The organism is Nakamurella endophytica (assembly GCF_014646215.1).
In the GTDB taxonomy this organism is placed as follows: domain Bacteria; phylum Actinomycetota; class Actinomycetes; order Mycobacteriales; family Nakamurellaceae; genus Nakamurella; species Nakamurella endophytica.
In genome coordinates, this window is the sequence record NZ_BMNA01000004.1 from 569,811 (window position 1) to 588,305 (window position 18,495).

The window sequence follows — 18,495 nt, forward strand, 5'->3', positions numbered from 1 at the left end:
GGAGGTGCCGTGCAGGCAGGGCCAGCGGACCCGGGCGTGGCCGTGCGGGGGCGCGCATGATCGTCCTCGCCATCGACCAGGGCACGTCGGGGACCAAGGCGCTGGTCGTCGACCACGACGGGACGGTCGCCGCGGCGGCGGAGGTCCCGATCCGGCCCGACTACCTGGCCGACGGCGGCGTCGAGCAGTCCCCCGACGAGTTGCTCGCCTCGGTGCTGGCCGCCGGTCGGCAGGCGGTGCAGGAGGCGGGCCGGCCGGTGGACGCGGTGGCGCTGGCCAACCAGGGCGAGACCGTCCTGGCCTGGGACCCGCGGTCGGGTGAGCCGCTCACCGCCGCCTGCGTCTGGCAGGACCGGCGGTCGGCGGAGCTGTGTCTCGAGCTGGAGCCGGAGCGCGGGTGGATCGAGCAGCGCACCGGTCTGGCGCTGGACCCGTACTTCTCGGCGCCGAAGATGGCCTGGCTGCGCCGGCACCGCACCCGGGACGGCGTCGTCACCACCACCGACACCTGGCTGCTGCACCGGCTCACCGGCGCCTTCGTCACCGACGCCAGCACCGCCAGCCGCTCGCTGCTGCTGGACGTCGACCGGGTCGACTGGGACCTCGAGCTGCTGTCGGCGTTCGGGTTGTCCGGTGAACCGCTGCCCGCCGTGCTGTCCAACGACGAGGTCGTCGGGACCACCGCGGCTTTCGGCCGTCCCGCTCCCGTCGCCGGCATCGTGGTCGACCAGCAGGCGGCGCTACTGGCCCAGTCCGGGTACGAGCCGGGCAGCGCCAAGTCCACCTTCGGCACCGGCGCGTTCCTGCTCGCCAACGCCGGCGCCTGCGCGCCGCGGTCGTCCAGCGGGCTGACCACCTCGGTGGCGTGGCGGCTGCGCGAGGCCACGACGTACTGCACCGACGGGCAGGTCTACACGGCCGGGTCCGCGGTGCGGTGGTTGCGCGAGCTCGGGCTGATCGCCGACGCCCGCGAGCTGGACCGGGTGGCGGCCGAGGACGCCGGCGGCGTGCTGTGCGTGCCGGCGCTGGCGGGCCTCGCGGCGCCGTGGTGGCGGGCCGACGCCCGGGCGGCGCTCGTCGGGATGACGTTGTCCACCGGCCGGGGCGAGGTGGTCCGGGCTGTCCTGGAGGGCATCGCCGCGCAGGTGGCCGAGCTGGTTTCGGCCGTCGAGCGGGACGGGGCGCCGCTGTCCCGCCTGCGGGTGGACGGCGGGCTCACCCACTCCGCGACCCTGCTGCAGGTGCTGGCCGACCTGGTGCAGCTGCCGGTCGAGGTCTACCCGTCGGCGCACGCGACAGCGGTGGGTGCAGCCGCGTGCGCCCGGTTGGCGCTCGACCCTCGGTGCACGGTGGCCGACGCCGTGCCCGCGTGGACGCCGGCGGCCCGCTTCATACCGCGCTGGACGGCCGACCGGGCCGCGGCCTTCCGGGAACGCTGGCGCCGGACGCTGGCGGCCACGACCGACGACGGGGCACCGGGCACGGAAGCGGGAGGCACAGCGTGAACCACCAGCCGGGTGGCGCCGGGCAACCGTGGGACGTCGCCGTCATCGGCGGCGGCATCGTCGGCTGCGCCATCGCCCGCGAGCTGTCCGGTCGGGAGCTGTCGGTCGTGCTGATCGAGGCCCGCGACGACGTCGGGGACGGCACCAGCAAGGCCAACACCGCCATCCTGCACACGGGTTTCGACGCCACCCCGGGGACGCTGGAGTCCCGCCTGGTGCGCCGCGGGCACGAGCTGCTGGGCGACTACGCCGCCCGCACCGGCATCCCCGTGGAGCGCACCGGGGCGCTGCTGGTGGCGTGGGACGCCGAGCAGCTGGCCGCCCTGCCCGCCCTGCGGGACAAGGCCCTGCACAACGGCTACCAGCACTGCAGGCTGGTCGACGCCGCCGAGGTGTACCGGCTGGAGCCCCATCTGGGCCCGGGTGCGCTGGGCGGGCTGACGGTGCCGGACGAGTCGATCATCTGCACCTGGACCACGAACCTGGCGCTGGCCACCGACGCGGTGCGTCGCGGCACCCGGCTGGAACTCGGATTTTCGGTCGACACCGTCCATCGTGACGGTGATGTCACCGTGCTGGGTGCGGCGGGCGGCGCAACCGTCCGGGCTCGCTGGGTGGTCAACGCCGCGGGGCTCGGCGCCGACCGGGTCGACGCGCTGTTCGGCCACCACCGGTTCACGGTGACCCCCCGGCGCGGCGAGCTGATCGTGTACGACAAGCTGGCCCGGCCGCTGGTGCAGCGCATCGTGCTGCCGGTGCCGACCGCGCGCGGCAAGGGGGTGCTGGTCAGCCCGACGATCTACGGCAACGTCATGCTGGGACCGACGTCGGAGAACATCGACGATCGCACGGCGACCGGCACCACCGAGCAGGGGCTGGAGTTCCTGCTCGGCCGGGGACGCGCCCTGCTGCCGGCGCTGCTGGACGAGGAGGTCACCGCCACGTACGCGGGTCTGCGCGCGGCGACCGAGAACAGTGACTACGTGGTGCACGTCGACGCCGCGCAGCGCTACCTGCTGGCCGGGGGAATCCGCTCGACGGGGCTGACGGCCGGCATGGCCATCGCCGAGCACGTCCGCGAGCTGCTCGCCGAGGCCGGGCTCGACGCGCCGGCCCGGACCGACGTGCCGCCACCGCCCCGGATGCCGAACCTGGGTGAGGCGTTCGTCCGGCCCTACCAGGACGCAGAGCTGATCGCCCGGGACCCGGAGTACGGCCGGGTGGTGTGCTTCTGCGAGCGGGTCACCGTCGGCGAGATCCGGGACGCGTTATGCAGCACAGTCCCTCCCCGGACGCTCGACGGGTTGCGGCGCCGCACCCGGGCTGTCAACGGCCGCTGCCAGGGCTTCTTCTGCAGCGCGGAGGTCGGGGAACTGCTGGCTGCCGGTACCCGCGGCGACGCAACCGGTGCCGCGCGATGACCGCGCCGGTGCTCACCCCCGACGTGCTGGTGGTCGGCGCCGGACCGGCCGGGCTCACCGCTGCCACCGCGCTGGCCGCCCGGGTCGGGCAGGTGCTGGTGCTGGACCGCGAGGCCACCGCCGGCGGCATCCCCCGACACAGCGACCATCCCGGGTACGGCATCCGGGACCTGCACCGGTTCCTGTCCGGGCCGGAGTACGCGCGGCGGCTGGTGGACCGGGCGGGCGCCGCCGGCGTCGAGGTGCGGACCGCGGCCACCGTCACGGACTGGTCCGGCGACCGGTCGGTCGAGGTGACGTCGCCGCAGGGCCGGTTCCGGGTGGACGCCGGCGCCGTGGTGCTGGCCACCGGCGCGCGGGAGCGGCCCCGCCCGGCACGGCTGGTCCCCGGCGACCGCCCGGCCGGCGTGTACACGACCGGTGCGCTGCAGAACCTGGTGCACCTGCACGGCGGCCGGCTCGGCGGACGCGCGGTGGTGGTGGGCGCGGAGCTGGTGAGCTGGTCGGCGGTGCTGACCCTGCGGCACGCCGGTGCCCGCACCGTGCTGATGACCACGACGCAGCGGCACCCGGAGTCGTACGCGGCGTTCATCGTGCCGGGTCGGGCGGTGCTGCGGGTGCCGGTGGCGACGCGGACCCGGCTCACCCGAATCGTCGGGCGTGGTCGGTTGACCGCCGTCGAGGTGGAGGACCTGGATACTGGCCGGCGGCGGACCGTCGAGTGCGACACCCTGGTGCTGACCGGCGACTGGATCCCCGACCACGAGCTCGCCCGGTCCGCGGGGCTCGAGATTGATCGTGGCAGCCGAGGTCCCGTCGTCGACACGGAGCTGCGGACCGGCCGGCCGGGCGTTTTCGCCGTGGGCAACCTCGTGCACCCGGTGGACACGGCGGACTGCGCCGCGCTGGACGGCCGGCACGTCGCCGACCCAGTCCGCCGGTGGCTGGACTCGCCCGATCACTGGGACGACGCCGGGGTCGCCGTCCAGGTCGACGAGCCCCTGCTGTGGGCCGCGCCGGGCCGGTTCCGCCCCGGCGGCCCCACCCCGGCCCGCGGGCGGCTGCTGTTCTGGTGCCGCGACGAGATCCGCAGCCCCCGGCTCACGGTCCGGCAGGACGGCCGCACCCTGGCCGACCGCCGGATGCCCTGGCCGGCCTCGCCCGGGCGCATCTTCCGCGCCCCGTGGTCGGTGCTGTCCGGTGCCCGGGCCGACGCCGGGCCGGTGACGGTGTCGGTCCGCTGACCGCCGGCGTCCTGGTGCACGAGCTGCCCCGCGACCGCCGGAGTGGCTGCAGTCCGCTCCGGTACGGTCGTCCCAGCAGCGGCTCCGAGCCCTGCGGGCCTCTAGCTCAACTGGCAGAGCAGCGGACTTTTAATCCGCGGGTTGTGGGTTCGATCCCCACGGGGCCCACCGCCGAGCCAATCGCGTATGGACGAGCCCGATCCGGGCTCATCAGGTCAATGCTGTCACCATGCTGTTACGCAGACCCATTCGGCCCACTGCTGCGAGCGCCGTTGGTGGCTCATCCTCACCCCTGGTGCTGGGTTGGGAGATGCCCTCCAGCGCCACGGCAACCAACTCATCGAAGACTCGTCGAGCCGCCAGCCAGGAGCGCCCTCCCTCCAACAGCGGTCCTTGTCCATCGGGGAGCGTGCAGCCCGATCGCATAGAGGTCTCATGTCCGGCGCGCAGTCGAAACGACCGCCGCCCTCTTAGGCTGTCGTCCGGCCCAGCCGATGGTGGTCGTTGTAGTAATGAGTCGCGCGGCATCTGCTAGCGCCGCCGCGATCAGTTCCGGTTCAGTCCGTGCTTCCGCGTGTCCAGAGCGAGTTTGAAGTGGCTCTCCGCCTCGTCGATCACCCTTGTGGGCGTCGCCGGGTCGAACACCCGTAAAATCGAGAAACGGAAGTTGGTCGGGTCCACGCGGCGCAGCTCGACGTTGCCGCCGTGCCCGTTGGTCGCATAGGCGCTCCAGCGCTGACAGATGCTTTCCACGCCGTCGGCTTTGCCCACGTACTGGCGGCCGTCACGGGTGTCGGTGATGAGGTAGACCCCGGCCACCGATGAGAGCGCAGTCCGCCAGGCGGCGTACCTGTGTTCGCGCATGACGGCCTGGAGCTGCGCGTGATCGAGGACGAGCCGGTCGAAGCCCGGGAAGGGCATCGGCTGAGCATCTGCGATCTCCATCACCGGGTAACCGGCAGCGGTCGGGCCGTTGAGCCGCCAGGTGCGCGGAGACCTCCAGCCAATGACGAGCCGGTCGTTGAGATCTGACAGAAGTCTCGAGGCGACCAGGTCGAAGGTGCGCTGCGTGCCGTCGTTCGAGGACTCCCCGCGGTTCTCGAGTACCGACCAGAGTCGAGCCCTGTCGCCGCCCTCGCGGATGAACACGACCCAGATCGGAGACGGGTTGCTGGGGAAGATCCGCGGCTTCGCCGACTGCCGGCTCGTGTAGGCGAGGATCTGGTCGTCCGTGGAGTCGGCGTGGATGCCAGGCAGACCCGTGTCCGCGTGCTCCTGCACGAACGCGTGGCGGATCGCCTGGGCGTCGGTCGGGTCGATCCCGGCACTGATCAGGATCGGGCCGAGTGTCAGAGTCATCGTCCATCAACTCCTTTCTGCTGTGCAGGCTGAGGTAGCCAGACGCGGTCCTGCAGCTCGGGGTGAGCCCGTCGGGATCGATCACACCGCGTCTGACACCGTTCAGCGACCATCGCGGCGCGCGATTGGATCACTCTGGGTGGCTGGCATCACCGAGTACAAGTGACGGGATCCCAGGAGTTGGTCCAGGGCTAGCGAGAGCCGACTGGTTGGTGGGTGCAGTCTGAGCGTATCGAGCCGGGGCTTGGTAGCCGAGGGCTGAATGGCGTCGGTGCTGGTTGTACTCGTTCTTCCAGTCGCTGATGGTGACGCGCGCGTCGGCCAGGGACCAGAACAGGTTGATGTTGAGGCGTTCGTCGCGGAGCCGAATGTTGAAGGACTCGACGTAGCCGTTCCGCCACGGCTCACCGGGCGGGATGAACCATCGCCCAACACGATCGCCGGTCCGGTCCGCCGTCGCCGCGCAGGCCAGCTCGGAGCCGTTGTCGCGGCGCAGCATGGCCGGGTAGCCGCGCTGCTCGGCCAGCCGGCCGAGCTCGTCGATCAGTCGGTCCCCGGTGCTCGGTCCGGATCAAGCAGGAGGGGCCAGCTCACTATCACCGCCTCGAGGGCGAGGTCCTCCACCCGCAACACCGGTGTCGCTGCCGTCTGCTTCTCTTATGCTGCCGAAGCGATCTGTCCCTCCGAGATTGGCGACCATGAGCACGAGTCTGTCCAGCGGCCCTTCCACTGCCCTCTCTCCCGATCGGCAGCGGCGGGTCGGTGAGGCGATCCGCCACTGGACGGATCAGCTGTTGGACGTCAGCGGACGCAACCAGCTGCTCTTCTACCGCGACCTCAAGGTCGGAACCCTCGATCTCGGCGACGCTGACCCAGACGCGCTGGACGCTCTCCTGAGGGGGCGCAAATCCTCGATCAGCCGGCTGTTCAGTCCCTCCGTCGTGCCCGACCGGTTGAAGCGTGCGCGGGCGATCCGGAACAAGTCGGTCGAGTCGCTGGAGGAGCGCGGGATCGTAACGTGCTATCTCACCTCCGGGATGGCGACCTGGCAGCCCCAGCAAGGCAAGCCAACACCGAACGCACCGGTGCTGCTGAGAGCAGTCACGTTCACGGCGAGTGACGCCGCCGAGTCAGACTTCGACCTGGTCGCTGACCCCGAGATCCAGATAAACCCGGTACTGCTCCAGTTGTTGAGCTCCGAGCACAAGGTCTCGCTCAACCCCGACGAGCTCATCGAGTTCCTGCCCGAAGGTTCATTCGAGCCGGATGCACTGTTCGAAAGACTCGGCAAGGAGGCGTGGCGGGTTCCGGGCTTCGCCGTGGGGTCCCGTGAGCTCATCGGTACCTTCAGCTACGCGAAGCTGCCGATGGTGGCCGATCTGAAGGCCAACGCTCAGGCCCTCGCCGCGCATGACGTGGTGGCTGCCATCGCTGGCGACGCCGAGGCACGCCAAGGCCTAACCCAGTCAGGTCAGGAGGTCGACCTGACCGACCCTGACCGTCGGCCGCCGTCCAACGAGTTCCTGGTCCTTGACGCCGACTCGTCGCAGAGCTTCGCAATCAACGCGGTGACGGCAGGCCAGTCGATTGTCATCTCAGGGCCCCCAGGCACGGGCAAGAGCCAAACCATCACCAACTTGGTCGCGAGCCTCGTCGCGCGAGGGTCGAGCGTGCTCTTCGTTGCTGAGAAGCGTGCGGCGATCGCGGCGGTCGTGGATCGGCTGGAGAGGGTAGGCCTGTCCGACCTCGTGCTCGATCTGCACGAGGGAGTGCGCTCGCGCCGCGTCCTCGCGGGAAGCCTAGCCGCTGGTCTGCGCGGAGCGTCAGCGGTCGCGCGACCGGAGCAACGTGCTCTCCACGAGCGGCTCGTGCAGCGCCGTGACCAGCTGAACGCACACGACGCCGCCATGCACGGCAAGCGGAGCCCATGGAACCTCAGCGCCTTTGAGGTCCAGACGGCGTTGATCGATCTGGACGAGAGGTACGGACCGGCAGCGGGAACCCGTGTACGTCTCCGAGGCGCTCAGCTCGCAGCAATCGACGACTCGACCTACCGTCGACTGCTGGAGCAGGTCCAAGAGTTCGCAGCTCTCGGCGGCTTCCGACTCACCAGAGCCGACAGTCCGTGGGCGGATGCGCAGATCCGGTCCGCGGATCAGGCGGAGGCCGCGCTCGACTCCGCCAACCGGTTGGCGTCCCGGACGGTGCCCGAGGCCACACGGGCTCTCGAGAGCCTCATCGGCGAGGCAGGTCTCACGCAACCCCGAGACCTCGCCGAATGGACCCAGGCGCTCGCCCTTCTCGAACGCGTCAGCGAGCTGCTCCGGGTCCTCGACCCCGCGGTCTTCGGGCCGGAGCTGCCCGAGCGAGTGGCGGCGGCTGCCCCGCCGAGCTGGCGAAAGGTGCATCCCGCGTGGCCTGGCAGCGATGCTGGGTGGGGAGTCCGTCGGAGGCGGGTGAAATCCGTGCGCGCCCTTTGGCGCGGGTCGACCAGCCCGTCGAAGCAGCAGCTCCACCAGGTCCTTCTGGAGGCGCATGCCTTGGAGCACGCCTGGCGAGGCGCTGCTGTGGACCGACGAGGGCCGCACCAGCCGGCGTCGATGCTCGCTGCGAAAGGTAGCTTCGACCAGCTGCGGCTAGAGCTCGCGGCCCTGGGCGCGTACGTCGTCGGCATGGACTTCGAGCATCTGGACAAGGCCGGGCTGCAGTCGACGATCGATTCGCTGCAAAGTGATGCGCAGGTCCTGTTCAAGATGCCCAGAATCAACGAGCTGAACGATGAGTTCCTTCGGTCGGGCCTCGGCCCTCTCGTCGAGGAGATGAAGAGCCGGCGACTCGACGTCGACCTCGCCGGAGCTGTGTTTAAGAGGTGCTGGCACAGCTCTGTGCTTCATCGGATCACCTTCGAGGACCAAGCGCTCGCCAACTTCCAGGGGATCCGGCATCACGAGCTGGTCAGGACTTTCCGAGAGGCCGACCACGAGCATGTGACCCAGACCGCACACAGGGTACGTCGGGCAGCTGCCGAGCGCCTGGTCCGCGTCCGGGACGCGCACGAGGAGCAGAGCACACTCGTCCAGGCACAGGCCCAGCGGAAGCGTGGACACCTCCCGCTCCGAGAGCTGTTCCGAGCAGCGCCCGACGTGATGACAGCCCTGAAGCCGTGCTGGGCGATGAGCCCTCTGGTCGTCAGTCAGCTCCTCCCGGGCGACCGCCCCTACTTCGACGTCGTCATCTTCGATGAAGCGAGCCAGGTCCTGCCGGCGGACGCAATTCCGGCGATCCTGCGCGGCCGCCGGCTCGTCGTGGCCGGGGATGCCCACCAGCTCCCGCCCACGAGCTTCTTCAGCTCGGCGTCGGACGGAGACTCCGACGAGCAGCAGGCGATCCTCGACGACGGCACGATCAACCTGGCATTGACGACCGGCTACGAGTCCATTCTCGATGTGTTGACAGCAGGGCTCGGGCCCGCCCGGACTCGTTCGCTGACCTGGCACTACCGCAGCCGCGACGAGAGGCTGATCGCCTTCTCCAACAGTTGGATCTACGACCGCTCTCTGACGACCTTCCCAGGCGTGCTCGGCCAGGACTGCCTGACGCACGAGCTGGTCGAGCAGGGCGAACAGGTCGCCGGGCAGGAGGACAGCGTCACCGCGGAGGTCGAGCGCGTCGTGGACCTCGTGCTCGCCCACGCCGAGCAGCGACCCCACGAGTCGCTCGGCGTCATCACCATGGGGATCAAGCACGCGGAGCGCATCGACGTCCGGCTCCGGGACCGATTGTCACAGCTGCCCCACCTTCACGCCTACTTCGACGACACCGGGGTCGACGAGCGCTTCTTCGTCAAGAACCTCGAGCGGGTGCAGGGGGACGAGCGCGACGCCATCATCCTGTCGATCGGCTACGGCAAGTCGGGCGACGGGCGGCTCCTGTACCGGTTCGGACCGCTGCTCCAGCAAGGTGGGCACCGACGGCTCAACGTCGCCGTGACTCGAGCGCGATCGCGGATGACTCTGGTCAGCGCCTTCAGCCATCAGGACATGGATCCCAACCGTCCGATGCCCGACGGCGTCAGAATGCTGCGGGCGTACCTGCAGTTCGCCTCGACGCGCGGTGCGAGCCTCGGTGACATCGCCATGGAAAAGCCCGCGCTCAACCCGTTCGAGATCTCGGTGCGGGACCGGCTCGTGGCAGCCGGCATCCCACTCACGGCCCAGTACGGTGTCGCCGGCTACTGGATCGACTTCGCTGCTGGGCACCCGAAACAGCCCGGGCGCATGGTCTTGGCGATCGAAGCCGACGGCGCGACCTACCACTCCTCGCCGACCGCGCGCGACCGCGACCGCCTACGGCAGGAGCAGCTCGAACGGCTCGGGTGGTCGTTTCACCGCATCTGGTCAACGGACTGGTTCGCCGACCCTGACAAGTGCGTGAGCCGAGCGACCATGGCCTACGAGCGCGCGGTCGAAGCCGCTGACGCCGACGACCGGAAGCGCGCGTATGCGCAGGAGACGAAGGGCGATGCCGTGTTCGCGCCGCGGCAGCCCCCCAGGAGTGCAACAGCACCGATCTCCACGCTTGCGCCACTCCGTCGGTCAGGTGCGAGGCCTTCAATCATCCCCGGAACGCCGATCACCGAGTACTCCGACCAGACCCTCGTGGAGCTCATCCGGTGGATCGAGTCCGACACCCTGCTGCGCACCGAGGACGAGGTGTTCGACCAGTTCGTGTTAGCCCTGGGTTACAAGCGTCGCGGCTCGAGAATCAGAGCTGCCTTCGACCGGGTGCTCCCGCTCGCTCGCCGCGAGCGTCGATTCCCGTCAGCATAGGTCTGTGCCGGACCAGTAGAGGAGATGCTCGTCCTCGCTACCGGCAACGCCTGGCCCTTCTATCGCTGGCGACCCATGCCTATGTCTGTCAAACAGAACGCTCCTGTCGTTGAGGTTCAAGACGGGCCGTGACGGCTTCCCCTAGTATCACAGGTCTGCACTGTAACGGCGCTGTCACGCACCGCTCGGCTCTGCTGGGGAAGGGCAGTCACTGACCCAACATTCGCACGCTCGGCACTGCTGGTCCGATGTGCTCGTTTGGTGCTTCCGCTCTCTCGGCGGGTTGTGGGTTCGATCCCCACGGGGCCCACCGCCGAGCCACGACACCGTCGAGACGGCTGCTGGCACAACGGACCTCACAGGCCGATCGCGTCCAGCTCCCCCACCACGTCCGCCGGGAGCTCCAGCCCGGCCCCCGCGACGTTCTCGCGCAGGTGCGCCACCGACGAGGTGCCGGGGATGAGCAGCATGTTCGGCGAGCGCTGCAGCAGCCAGGAGAGCGCGACCGCCAGCGGGGTCGCGGACAGCCGGGCGGCGACGTCGTCGAGCGCGGCGGACTGCAGTGGGGAGAAGCCGCCGAGCGGGAAGTACGGCACGTACGCGATGCCCTGTGCGGCGGTCAGGTCGACGAGGGCGTCGTCCTCGCGGTGCGCGATGTTGTAGCGGTTCTGCACGCACACCACCGGGGCGATGCCCTGCGCCTCCGCCAGCTGCTCGGCGTCGACGGTGCTCAGACCCAGGTGCCGGATCAGACCCTGATGCTGCAGCTCCGCCAGCGCCTCGAACTGCTCGGCGAGCGAACCGGGCTCCGGCGTGTCGAAGCCGCCCACCCGCAGGTTCACGACGTCCAGCACGTCCAGGCCGAGGTGGCGCAGGTTGTCGTGCACCTGCTCGCGCAGCTCGGCCGGCGTCCGGGCGTGCGGCCAGCCGCCCTGCTCGTCGCGGCGGGCACCGACCTTGGTGACGATGTGCAGGTCGTCCGGGTAGGGCGCCAGCGCCTCGCGGATCAGCTCGTTGGTGACGGTCGGGCCGTAGAAGTCCGCGGTGTCGATGTGCCGGATGCCCAGCTCGACGGCCGTGCGCAGCACCCGCACGGCCTCGGCGCGGTCGCGCGGCGGCCCGAACACCCCGGGGCCGGCCAGCTGCATGGCGCCGTAGCCGACGCGAGTGAGTTCGAGATCGCCGACGCGATACCGGCCGCCGGGCAGCGCACCGGGCCCGGTTGCTGCTGTCGGTGCTGTGGAAGACATGGTGGTCCCTTCTGCCCGGGCCGTCCGCCCGTGCAGGATCCACCGTGCCGCCGCCGCGTGTGGGCGGCCAGGTCCCCCACATCCTGGGAGTGCCGGGACCAGGCTGCGCCGACCGTGGCCTGCCTACAGTGGCATCCGTGACCAGGACCAACGCGCTCGGCGAGTTCCTGCGGGCGCGCCGCGAGCTGCTGGACCCGGCCGACGAGGGACTGCGGGTGCTCGGCGTCCGGCGGACGCCGGGGCTGCGCCGCGAGGAGGTCGCGACGCTCGCCGGCATCAGCGCCGACTACTACCTGCGGCTCGAGCAGGGCCGGGACCGCAACCCGTCGGCGCAGGTCGTCCAGGCCTTGGCGCGTGTCCTCCGGCTGGACGCGGCGGCCACCGACTACCTGTCGGACCTGGCGACCGCCCGGCGGCCCCCACCGCGGCGGCGGGAGACGGTGCCCGCGGGCATCCGCCAGCTCCTGGAGGTGGTCGGCCTGCCCGCCTTCGTGGAGAGCCGGATGTTCGACGTGCTCGCCGCGAACCACCTGGCATCCGTCCTGTCGCCGGCCATCCGGATCGGCGAGAACCGGCTGCGGTCCGTCTTCCTCGACCCGGCGGAGCAGGCGCTGTACCCGGACTGGGCGGACGCCTCGGCCGGCATGGTGGCGTCCTTCCGGGCGTCCCTGGGCACCGACGTCGACGACCCGCGGATCGCCCAACTCGTCGGCGAACTGTCCCTGGCCAGCGACCGGTTCCGGCGGTTGTGGGCGCGGCACGACGTGCGGGCCCTGGCCGGCGGGGCGATGCGCATGGACCATCCCGTGGCCGGCCGGTTGGACCTGCGCCGCGAGAAGCTCCCGGTCGGTGGCACGGACGGGCAGCTGCTCGTGCTCTACCACGCCGAGCCGGGGTCGCCGAGCGCCGAGGCGCTGGCCACGTTGTCGGCAGGGACGGACGCTGCAGAGGTCGCACGGCCAGCGGCGCAGACCTGAACCCGGCCGGTCAGCCGCCGGTCCGGGCGACCGCCTCACGCAGCAGCGCCTCCACCTCGACGTCCGTCGTGGGCCGGAAGTCGCGGTAGTGGTCGCCGACGGCCCGGAACCGGCGGATCAGCGCCGGGCAGACCACCCCGTCCGCCGCGTCGAACCTCCGCAGCGCGGACTCCGGACCGACCGGCACCGCCAGCACCACCCATCGGGCGCCGTGCGCCCGGGCTACCCGGCACGCCGCGCGGGCCGTGGCACCGGTGGCCAGGCCGTCGTCGACGACGACGGCCACCCGGTCCTGCAGGTCGACGCGGGCCCGCACCGCCCGCAGCCGTGCCGCCCGCGTCTCGAGTTCCACCCGTGCCCGTTGCTCCGCCGCCGCGTAGGCAGCCTCGTCGGTCCCGGAGCGCAGGCGGATCGCGTCCTCGACCACCCGCACCCCGTCTTCGCCGACCGCGCCCATCGCCAGCTCGGGCTGGCCCGGCACCCCGACCTTGCGGACGACGATCACGTCCAGCGGCGCGGCCAGCGCCGCGGCGACCGCCGCGGCCACCGGCACGCCGCCGCGCGGAAGCCCGAGCACGACGACCGGCCGGTCACGCAGGTGACCGAGACACTCGGCCAGCGCGCGCCCGGCATCGGCACGGTCCGACCACGGGAGCCTGCTGCCGTCCCCAGCCACGGGCACCTCCATGGGAGCCGTCGCCGCGACGCGGGAGTGCCCCGGCCGCCGCGGATGACCGGATGCTGGCCCGTCGACCGGACGACCGCAACCCCGTCCGACGCCGGTGTCAGCGGTGCTCGATCAGGTACCGCGCCGTCCTGGAGTCGGTCACCAGACAGTTGACCCACCCGCCGAGCAGGGCCGCGCGGATCGACCGGTACTTGGCCGGACCACCGGCGACACCCAGTCGGCGCTCGGCCCGGCGCACCTGCTCCAGGGTCGCCCCGACCACCAGCTCGTCCAGCTCGGTCACCACCGGCGAACCGTCCTCGGCGATGAACCGCAGGTTGATCTCGGCGACCGCGCCGGCCGCCCGCGCCCGCTCGAACTGCTCGGCGGTGAAGAAGTTCTCGCCGCCCTGCAGCGGGGGGACGATCCGCCCGGCACCGATCCCGACGAGCGCCAGCTCGACCTGGTCGAGCATCCGCAGCGCTTCCCGCGCGTGCGGGTTGTGCTCGAGCAGCGTCCGCCGCACCTCGGGGCTCGGGGTCACCCCGGGAATGCGCAGGAACATCGGCGAGGCACCCGTCAGGTGCGCCAGCTGCTGAGTCACCTGCGCCGCCTCGTGCTGCAGTCGCGGCGGGCCGACGTCGCCGAGCATCTCCACCACGGTGCGCGCCGTCGACGTCCGCACCGGCTGCAGGCTGCGGACGGTCTCGCCCAGCGAGCGGCTCCACGAGGTCAACCCGATGACCTCGGCGTCCAGCGGCGACGACTGCAGGTGCAGCGCCAGCAGCTGGCCGAGCTCCCGCACCAGCTGCGCGTCGTCGGCGGTGTCCCCGAGGTCGTAGACGTGCGCCTCGCGCAGGCCGTAGGCGGACTCGAGCTCGCTCTCCAGGACCGAATGCGCCGAGTCCGGCAGCACCACGATGGTGCGCACGATGCCCATGGACACGGCCTGGTCGAGCAGGCGGGACACCCGCGACTGGGAGATCCCCAGCCGCTCCGCGATCGCGCTCTGCCGCATGTTCTTCGTGTGGTACAGCCAGGCCACCGTCGTGACCAGCCGCTCCACCTCGGTGTCGCGGACCCGAGCCACCGGCCCACCCCTTCCGTCGCCGACCTGCACGCCGCCCCACCGGGATGGTGGGCGCACCGCGGTCCGACTGTCCAGTTCCCGCAGGGCTTGACACTCCGGCCACATCCGCCATACTTCTCAGCGAGCAGGTAGACATGCTAGCTCTGCATATCTATTCCCCACAAGCGTCGCACCGCAGCGGCGCACCCGAGGAGAGGCAATGGCAGCCTTCAGGACCCGCCGGTGGACTGCGACGATCGCCGCCGTCGCGGCGCTGGCCGTGACGGTGACCGGATGTGGAAGCTCGAGCTCGAGCGGCGGATCCTCCTCGTCGTCGTCGAGCAGCTCGACTAGCTCGAGCTCGGCCGCCAGCAGTTCCGCCGGCGAGTCGGGCGCAGCCACGGCCAGCTCCGCGAGCGCCGGCGCCTCGTCGGGCAGCGGCTCCACCAGCGGCTCGGGAGCCGCCGGTGGCCCGGACCTGACCCTGCCGACCGGCGACTTCTCCAAGTACACAATCGGAATCTCTGTCGCGGACCAGAAGTCGCTGTTCTACATCGCAGCCGTGGACGGCATGAAGAAGGCGGCCGACGCCGCCGGCGTCAAGGTGGTCGTCGAGTCCGCGGACAACGACGCAAAGAAGCAGGTGAACCAGGTCAACGACCTGATCACCCAGAACGTCAACGCGCTGATCTTCATCGCGCAGGACGCCACCTCGGCGCTGGCCGGGGTCAAGGCGGCCAACAACGCCAACATCCCGGTGATCGCCGTGGACGAGAAGCCCGAGAGCGGCGACGGCAAGCTGGCCACGTACATCGCCACCGACAGTGTCAAGGCCTCCCACGACCTCGCCACGTGGATGTTCAAGCAGATCGGCGGCTCGGGCGAGATCGGCCTGCTGACCGGCGTGCTCGGCGCCACCGCACAGGTGCAACGAACCCAGGGCTTCGAGGACGCGCTGAAGGAGAACCCGGGCATCAAGGTGGTTGCCACCGAGACCGCCAACTGGGACGAGACCCAGGCGTACAAGAAGGTGCAGACCATGCTGCAGGGCAACCCCGACATCAAGGCGGTCTTCGGCGAGTCCGACGCCATGGGTCTGGGTGCGGCCAAGGCCGCCAAGGACCAGGGCAAGACCATCGTCTCGGTCGGCATCGACGGGTTCCCGACGATGGTCGCCGCCATCAAGTCCGGCCTGACGCAGGCCACGCAGGCCCAGATCCCCTACCAGATGGGCCAGCTGGCGGTGAAGGACTCCCTGCTGATCGTCACCGGCCAGGCCTCACAGGTTCCGGCGGAGCAGTACCAGAACACCGTGCTGGTCACGAAGGACAACGCGGCGACCGTGGACACCACGCTCTTCTACGGCCCGAACGTCCGCTGACGACCCCGGCCGTCCGGCGCGTGACACGCACCGGGCGGCCGGGAACCCCGGGGGACACCGTTGCCGGCGCCCATCCGCGGGCAGGCGGACCGCCCTGCTCCCGACTGATTCTCGACGAGGAGAAGCGACGATGGCCGATCTGGGGTCGACCGCCGGACGGGCGCTGGTCTGCAGCGACGTCACCAAGGACTACGCGGGGATCGTCGTCCTGCGCGGGGTGTCCTTCGACGTCCCGGCAGGCGGCGTGGTCGGCCTGATCGGCGAGAACGGTGCCGGGAAGTCCACTCTGTGCAACATCATCGCCGGGACCGTGCCACCCAGCAGCGGAACCATGACCTTGGACGGCGAGACCTACGTGCCGAGCAACCCGCACGACGCGTTGACGCAGGGGGTCGCACTCATCCACCAGGAGATCCGGATGGTGCCGAGCTTGACCGTGGCGGAGAACATCTTCTTGGGCCGGCTGCCCATGAAGGGCGGTCGAGTCGACCGGCGGCGCATGAACGACGAGGCCGGTGACGTGCTGCGCGGGCTGGGCATCGGTCTCGATCCACGCCGTCAGGTGGTCGGCCTGTCCATGGCGTCCCAGCAGAGCATCGAGATCGCGAAGGCGATCTCGCGCCGGCCCCGCTACGTGATCTTCGATGAGCCGTCGGCCTCGCTGACGCAGCACGAGACCGACCGGGTCCTGGAACAGATCGGGCGGATGCGCTCGACGGGAGTTGGGGTCATCTACATCTCGCACCGGCTCGACGAGGTGCAGGCAGTCTGCACGAAGATCGTCTGCCTGCGCGATGGCAACCTCGTCCGGTCCTGGGACGGCGACCCTGCGGTCGCCGGCGGCGTCGCTCGGGTACCGTCCGGCGAGCTGGTCAGTGCCATGGTCGGCCGGGACTTCACGTTCGAACACCACGCACCGGCGGCGCACACCGAGGACGTCGTCCTCCAGGTGCAGGGGTTGGGACGCAAGGGAGCGTTCGCGGACGTCAACTTTACGGTGTCCCGCGGCGAGATCCTCGGCATCGCCGGGCTCGTCGGAGCCGGACGGACGGAGGTCGTGCGCACCATCGCCGGTGCCGACCGGGCCGACACCGGCACCATCACGCTGCACGGTGCGCCGCTGACCGTCCGGCGGCCCGCCGACGCCATCCGGGCGGGCATCGTGATGGTCCCCGAGGACCGCAAGGGCCAGGGTCTCAACCTGGGCCTGACCTCTGCGGAGAACGTGGTGGGGCCGTGGGAGGCCGACATGGCCAGGACGGCCCCGCTGATCACCCGCCGGATGGTGGGACGTACCGCGGCCAAGGCCCGGCAGGACTTCGACATCCGCGGCCGCATGGACGGTCCCGTCGTCCGGCTTTCCGGCGGCAACCAGCAGAAGGTGCTGCTGGCGAAGTGGCTGGTCAAGGAGCCGCAGGTGCTCATCCTCGACGAGCCCACCCGCGGGGTGGACGTCGGCGCGAAGATGGCGATCTACGAGATCATCCGCTCGGCGGCCGCTCGCGGCGTCGCCGTCATCGTGGTCTCGTCCGAACTCGAAGAGGTGCTGGGACTCTCGCACCGCGTGCTCGTGATGTCGAACGGGCGGCAACGCGGGATCCTGCCCCGCGCACAGGCCGACGCCCGAACCGTCATGGAGCTCGCGGTGCCGGTCGGTAGCCGGGTCTGACACATGCCCCCAGCGACCGCCCTGCGGCCCCGTCCCGACCACTCGATCCGCCGGAGGAGTACACCGGAATGAGCACACCGGATCTGCGCAAGTCCGACAGCACCACGTCCAGCCCGGTACCTGCACCGTCGCCGGTCGACGCCCCGGCCCGCACCCGTGCGGGCACACTCGTCCTGGGTCGGCTGCGCGCGCTGGGCGGCCCGCTGGCCGGCCTGATCCTGCTCGTCATCCTGCTGAGCGTCCTGTCGCCGTACTTCCTTCGGGCCCAGAACCTGTCGAACATCATCTCGCAGGTGTCCGACATCGGCATCATGGCGGCGGGTGCCACGTTGGTCATCCTGGTCGGCGGCATCGACCTGTCGGTGGCAGCCGTTCTGGCACTGACCATGATGTTCAGCGCCTGGCTCTTCGCGAACGTGCACCTGCCGTGGGGGTTGTCGATGATCCTCGGCCTGGCCATGGGAGCGCTCATCGGCCTGATCAACGGCATCCTCACCACCTACGGCCGGGTCCAGGCCTTCGTGGCCACCCTGGCCACCATGTCGGCGGCGTCCGGGTTCACGCTGTTCATCACCGACGGGAACACCATCAACGGCTTCCCGAGCTGGTTCGACAAGTTCTTCAATCTCAAGCCGGGCGGCATCCCGCTCGTCGGGATCCTCTTGGTGGTCGTCTACCTGGTCATCGGATTCTGGCTCAAGTACCGGCCCGGGGGTCGGGCGTTGTACGCCATCGGCGGCAACGAGGAGGTCGCGCGGCTCTCGGGTCTGCCGGTGAAGTGGTCCAAGACTCGCGTCTACATGATCGCCGGCGCGCTGGCGGCGGTCGCCGGATGGATCGACATCGCCCAGCTGGATTCCGCGGCCCCGACGGCCGGCACCGGCTACCTGCTCAACGTCATCGCCGTGGTGGTCATCGGCGGCGCGAGCCTGGCCGGTGGCGTCGGCACCATGGGCGGCACCTTCATCGGCCTGTTGATCATCGGTGTACTCAACAACGGCCTGTCCCTGCTGCACGTCAACTCCAACCTGCAGCCGGTGGTCGTCGGCATCGTCATCCTCGCCGCGGTGCTGTCCGACCGCGGCGGCATCCGAGCCCGCGGCGCCTGACCGGCAGCCGTCACC

Annotated in this window: 12 protein-coding genes, 1 tRNA gene and 1 pseudogene; 9 read left to right on the forward strand and 5 right to left on the reverse strand. The window is 70.7% G+C overall.

Going from position 1 to position 18,495, the window contains the following annotated elements:
• Window positions 1-56 precede the first annotated feature (56 nt).
• The 4 genes from IEY37_RS13090 to IEY37_RS13105 all read left to right on the forward strand — a co-directional run bounded on the left by IEY37_RS13090 (window position 57) and on the right by IEY37_RS13105 (window position 4,338).
• Window positions 57-1,505 (forward strand): FGGY family carbohydrate kinase, encoded by a 1,449-nt coding sequence (locus IEY37_RS13090; protein WP_188942101.1) that lies wholly within the window; start codon window positions 57-59, stop codon window positions 1,503-1,505.
• On the forward strand, window positions 1,502-2,926 hold the full coding sequence (locus IEY37_RS13095; RefSeq protein WP_188942103.1) for an NAD(P)/FAD-dependent oxidoreductase: 1,425 nt from the start codon (window positions 1,502-1,504) through the stop codon (window positions 2,924-2,926). Before IEY37_RS13090 ends, IEY37_RS13095 begins: the two co-directional genes overlap by 4 nt.
• A complete protein-coding gene (locus IEY37_RS13100; protein ID WP_188942105.1) occupies window positions 2,923-4,170 on the forward strand; it encodes an NAD(P)/FAD-dependent oxidoreductase in 1,248 nt (415 codons plus the stop codon). Before IEY37_RS13095 ends, IEY37_RS13100 begins: the two co-directional genes overlap by 4 nt.
• 95 nt (window positions 4,171-4,265) lie before the next feature.
• Window positions 4,266-4,338: transfer RNA gene (locus IEY37_RS13105), tRNA-Lys, on the forward strand.
• Between the two features lie 378 nt (window positions 4,339-4,716).
• Here the strand turns inward: IEY37_RS13105 and IEY37_RS13110 are convergent.
• Together IEY37_RS13110 and IEY37_RS13115 are read right to left on the reverse strand one after the other, a co-directional pair.
• Window positions 4,717-5,529 carry a GIY-YIG nuclease family protein gene (locus tag IEY37_RS13110; RefSeq protein WP_188942107.1) on the reverse strand — a complete coding sequence of 271 codons (813 nt, stop codon included), beginning with the start codon at window positions 5,527-5,529 and terminating at the stop codon, window positions 4,717-4,719.
• Between the two features lie 191 nt (window positions 5,530-5,720).
• Window positions 5,721-6,088: pseudogene (locus IEY37_RS13115) on the reverse strand (integrase core domain-containing protein); the annotation flags it as partial.
• Between the two features lie 139 nt (window positions 6,089-6,227).
• Between IEY37_RS13115 and IEY37_RS13120 the strand changes: the two are divergent.
• On the forward strand, window positions 6,228-10,358 hold the full coding sequence (locus IEY37_RS13120) for a PDDEXK-like endonuclease domain-containing protein (RefSeq protein ID WP_188942111.1): 4,131 nt from the start codon (window positions 6,228-6,230) through the stop codon (window positions 10,356-10,358).
• A 356-nt stretch (window positions 10,359-10,714) separates the two neighbouring features.
• Here IEY37_RS13120 and IEY37_RS13125 read toward each other — a convergent pair whose 3' ends face one another.
• Complete coding sequence (locus tag IEY37_RS13125; protein WP_188942113.1) at window positions 10,715-11,608, reverse strand: oxidoreductase; 894 nt, start codon at window positions 11,606-11,608, stop codon at window positions 10,715-10,717.
• Window positions 11,609-11,736: 128 nt separating this feature from the next.
• On the opposite strand from IEY37_RS13125, the gene IEY37_RS13130 reads away from it, so the two are divergent.
• On the forward strand, window positions 11,737-12,585 hold the full coding sequence (locus tag IEY37_RS13130; protein ID WP_188942114.1) for a helix-turn-helix domain-containing protein: 849 nt from the start codon (window positions 11,737-11,739) through the stop codon (window positions 12,583-12,585).
• A 10-nt stretch (window positions 12,586-12,595) separates the two neighbouring features.
• Here the strand turns inward: IEY37_RS13130 and IEY37_RS13135 are convergent, their stop codons facing one another.
• Both IEY37_RS13135 and IEY37_RS13140 read right to left on the reverse strand, forming a co-directional pair.
• Complete coding sequence (locus tag IEY37_RS13135) at window positions 12,596-13,261, reverse strand: phosphoribosyltransferase (RefSeq protein WP_229674378.1); 666 nt, start codon at window positions 13,259-13,261, stop codon at window positions 12,596-12,598.
• A 109-nt stretch (window positions 13,262-13,370) separates the two neighbouring features.
• Window positions 13,371-14,342 (reverse strand): sugar-binding transcriptional regulator, encoded by a 972-nt coding sequence (locus IEY37_RS13140; RefSeq protein WP_188942118.1) that lies wholly within the window; start codon window positions 14,340-14,342, stop codon window positions 13,371-13,373.
• Between the two features lie 199 nt (window positions 14,343-14,541).
• On the opposite strand from IEY37_RS13140, the gene IEY37_RS13145 reads away from it, so the two are divergent.
• From IEY37_RS13145 to IEY37_RS13155, 3 genes are all read left to right on the forward strand, one after another.
• Window positions 14,542-15,702, forward strand: coding sequence for a substrate-binding domain-containing protein (locus IEY37_RS13145; RefSeq protein ID WP_188942120.1), 1,161 nt, complete (start codon window positions 14,542-14,544; stop codon window positions 15,700-15,702).
• A gap of 130 nt (window positions 15,703-15,832) precedes the next feature.
• Window positions 15,833-17,371, forward strand: coding sequence for a sugar ABC transporter ATP-binding protein (locus IEY37_RS13150; RefSeq protein WP_188942121.1), 1,539 nt, complete (start codon window positions 15,833-15,835; stop codon window positions 17,369-17,371).
• A 68-nt stretch (window positions 17,372-17,439) separates the two neighbouring features.
• Window positions 17,440-18,480: an ABC transporter permease gene (locus IEY37_RS13155; RefSeq protein ID WP_188942123.1), complete on the forward strand. Its 1,041-nt coding sequence runs from the start codon at window positions 17,440-17,442 to the stop codon at window positions 18,478-18,480.
• The last annotated feature ends 15 nt before the right edge of the window (window positions 18,481-18,495 follow it).

Coding starts and splice junctions, on each gene's coding strand:
- IEY37_RS13090 (WP_188942101.1), top strand. CDS start 57: ATGATCGTCCTCGCCATCGACCAGGGCACGTCGGGGACCAAGGCGCTG.
- IEY37_RS13100 (WP_188942105.1), top strand. CDS start 2,923: ATGACCGCGCCGGTGCTCACCCCCGACGTGCTGGTGGTCGGCGCCGGA.
- IEY37_RS13110 (WP_188942107.1), bottom strand. CDS start 5,529: ATGACTCTGACACTCGGCCCGATCCTGATCAGTGCCGGGATCGACCCG.
- IEY37_RS13120 (WP_188942111.1), top strand. CDS start 6,228: ATGAGCACGAGTCTGTCCAGCGGCCCTTCCACTGCCCTCTCTCCCGAT.
- IEY37_RS13125 (WP_188942113.1), bottom strand. CDS start 11,608: ATGTCTTCCACAGCACCGACAGCAGCAACCGGGCCCGGTGCGCTGCCC.
- IEY37_RS13145 (WP_188942120.1), top strand. CDS start 14,542: ATGGCAGCCTTCAGGACCCGCCGGTGGACTGCGACGATCGCCGCCGTC.
- IEY37_RS13150 (WP_188942121.1), top strand. CDS start 15,833: ATGGCCGATCTGGGGTCGACCGCCGGACGGGCGCTGGTCTGCAGCGAC.
- IEY37_RS13155 (WP_188942123.1), top strand. CDS start 17,440: ATGAGCACACCGGATCTGCGCAAGTCCGACAGCACCACGTCCAGCCCG.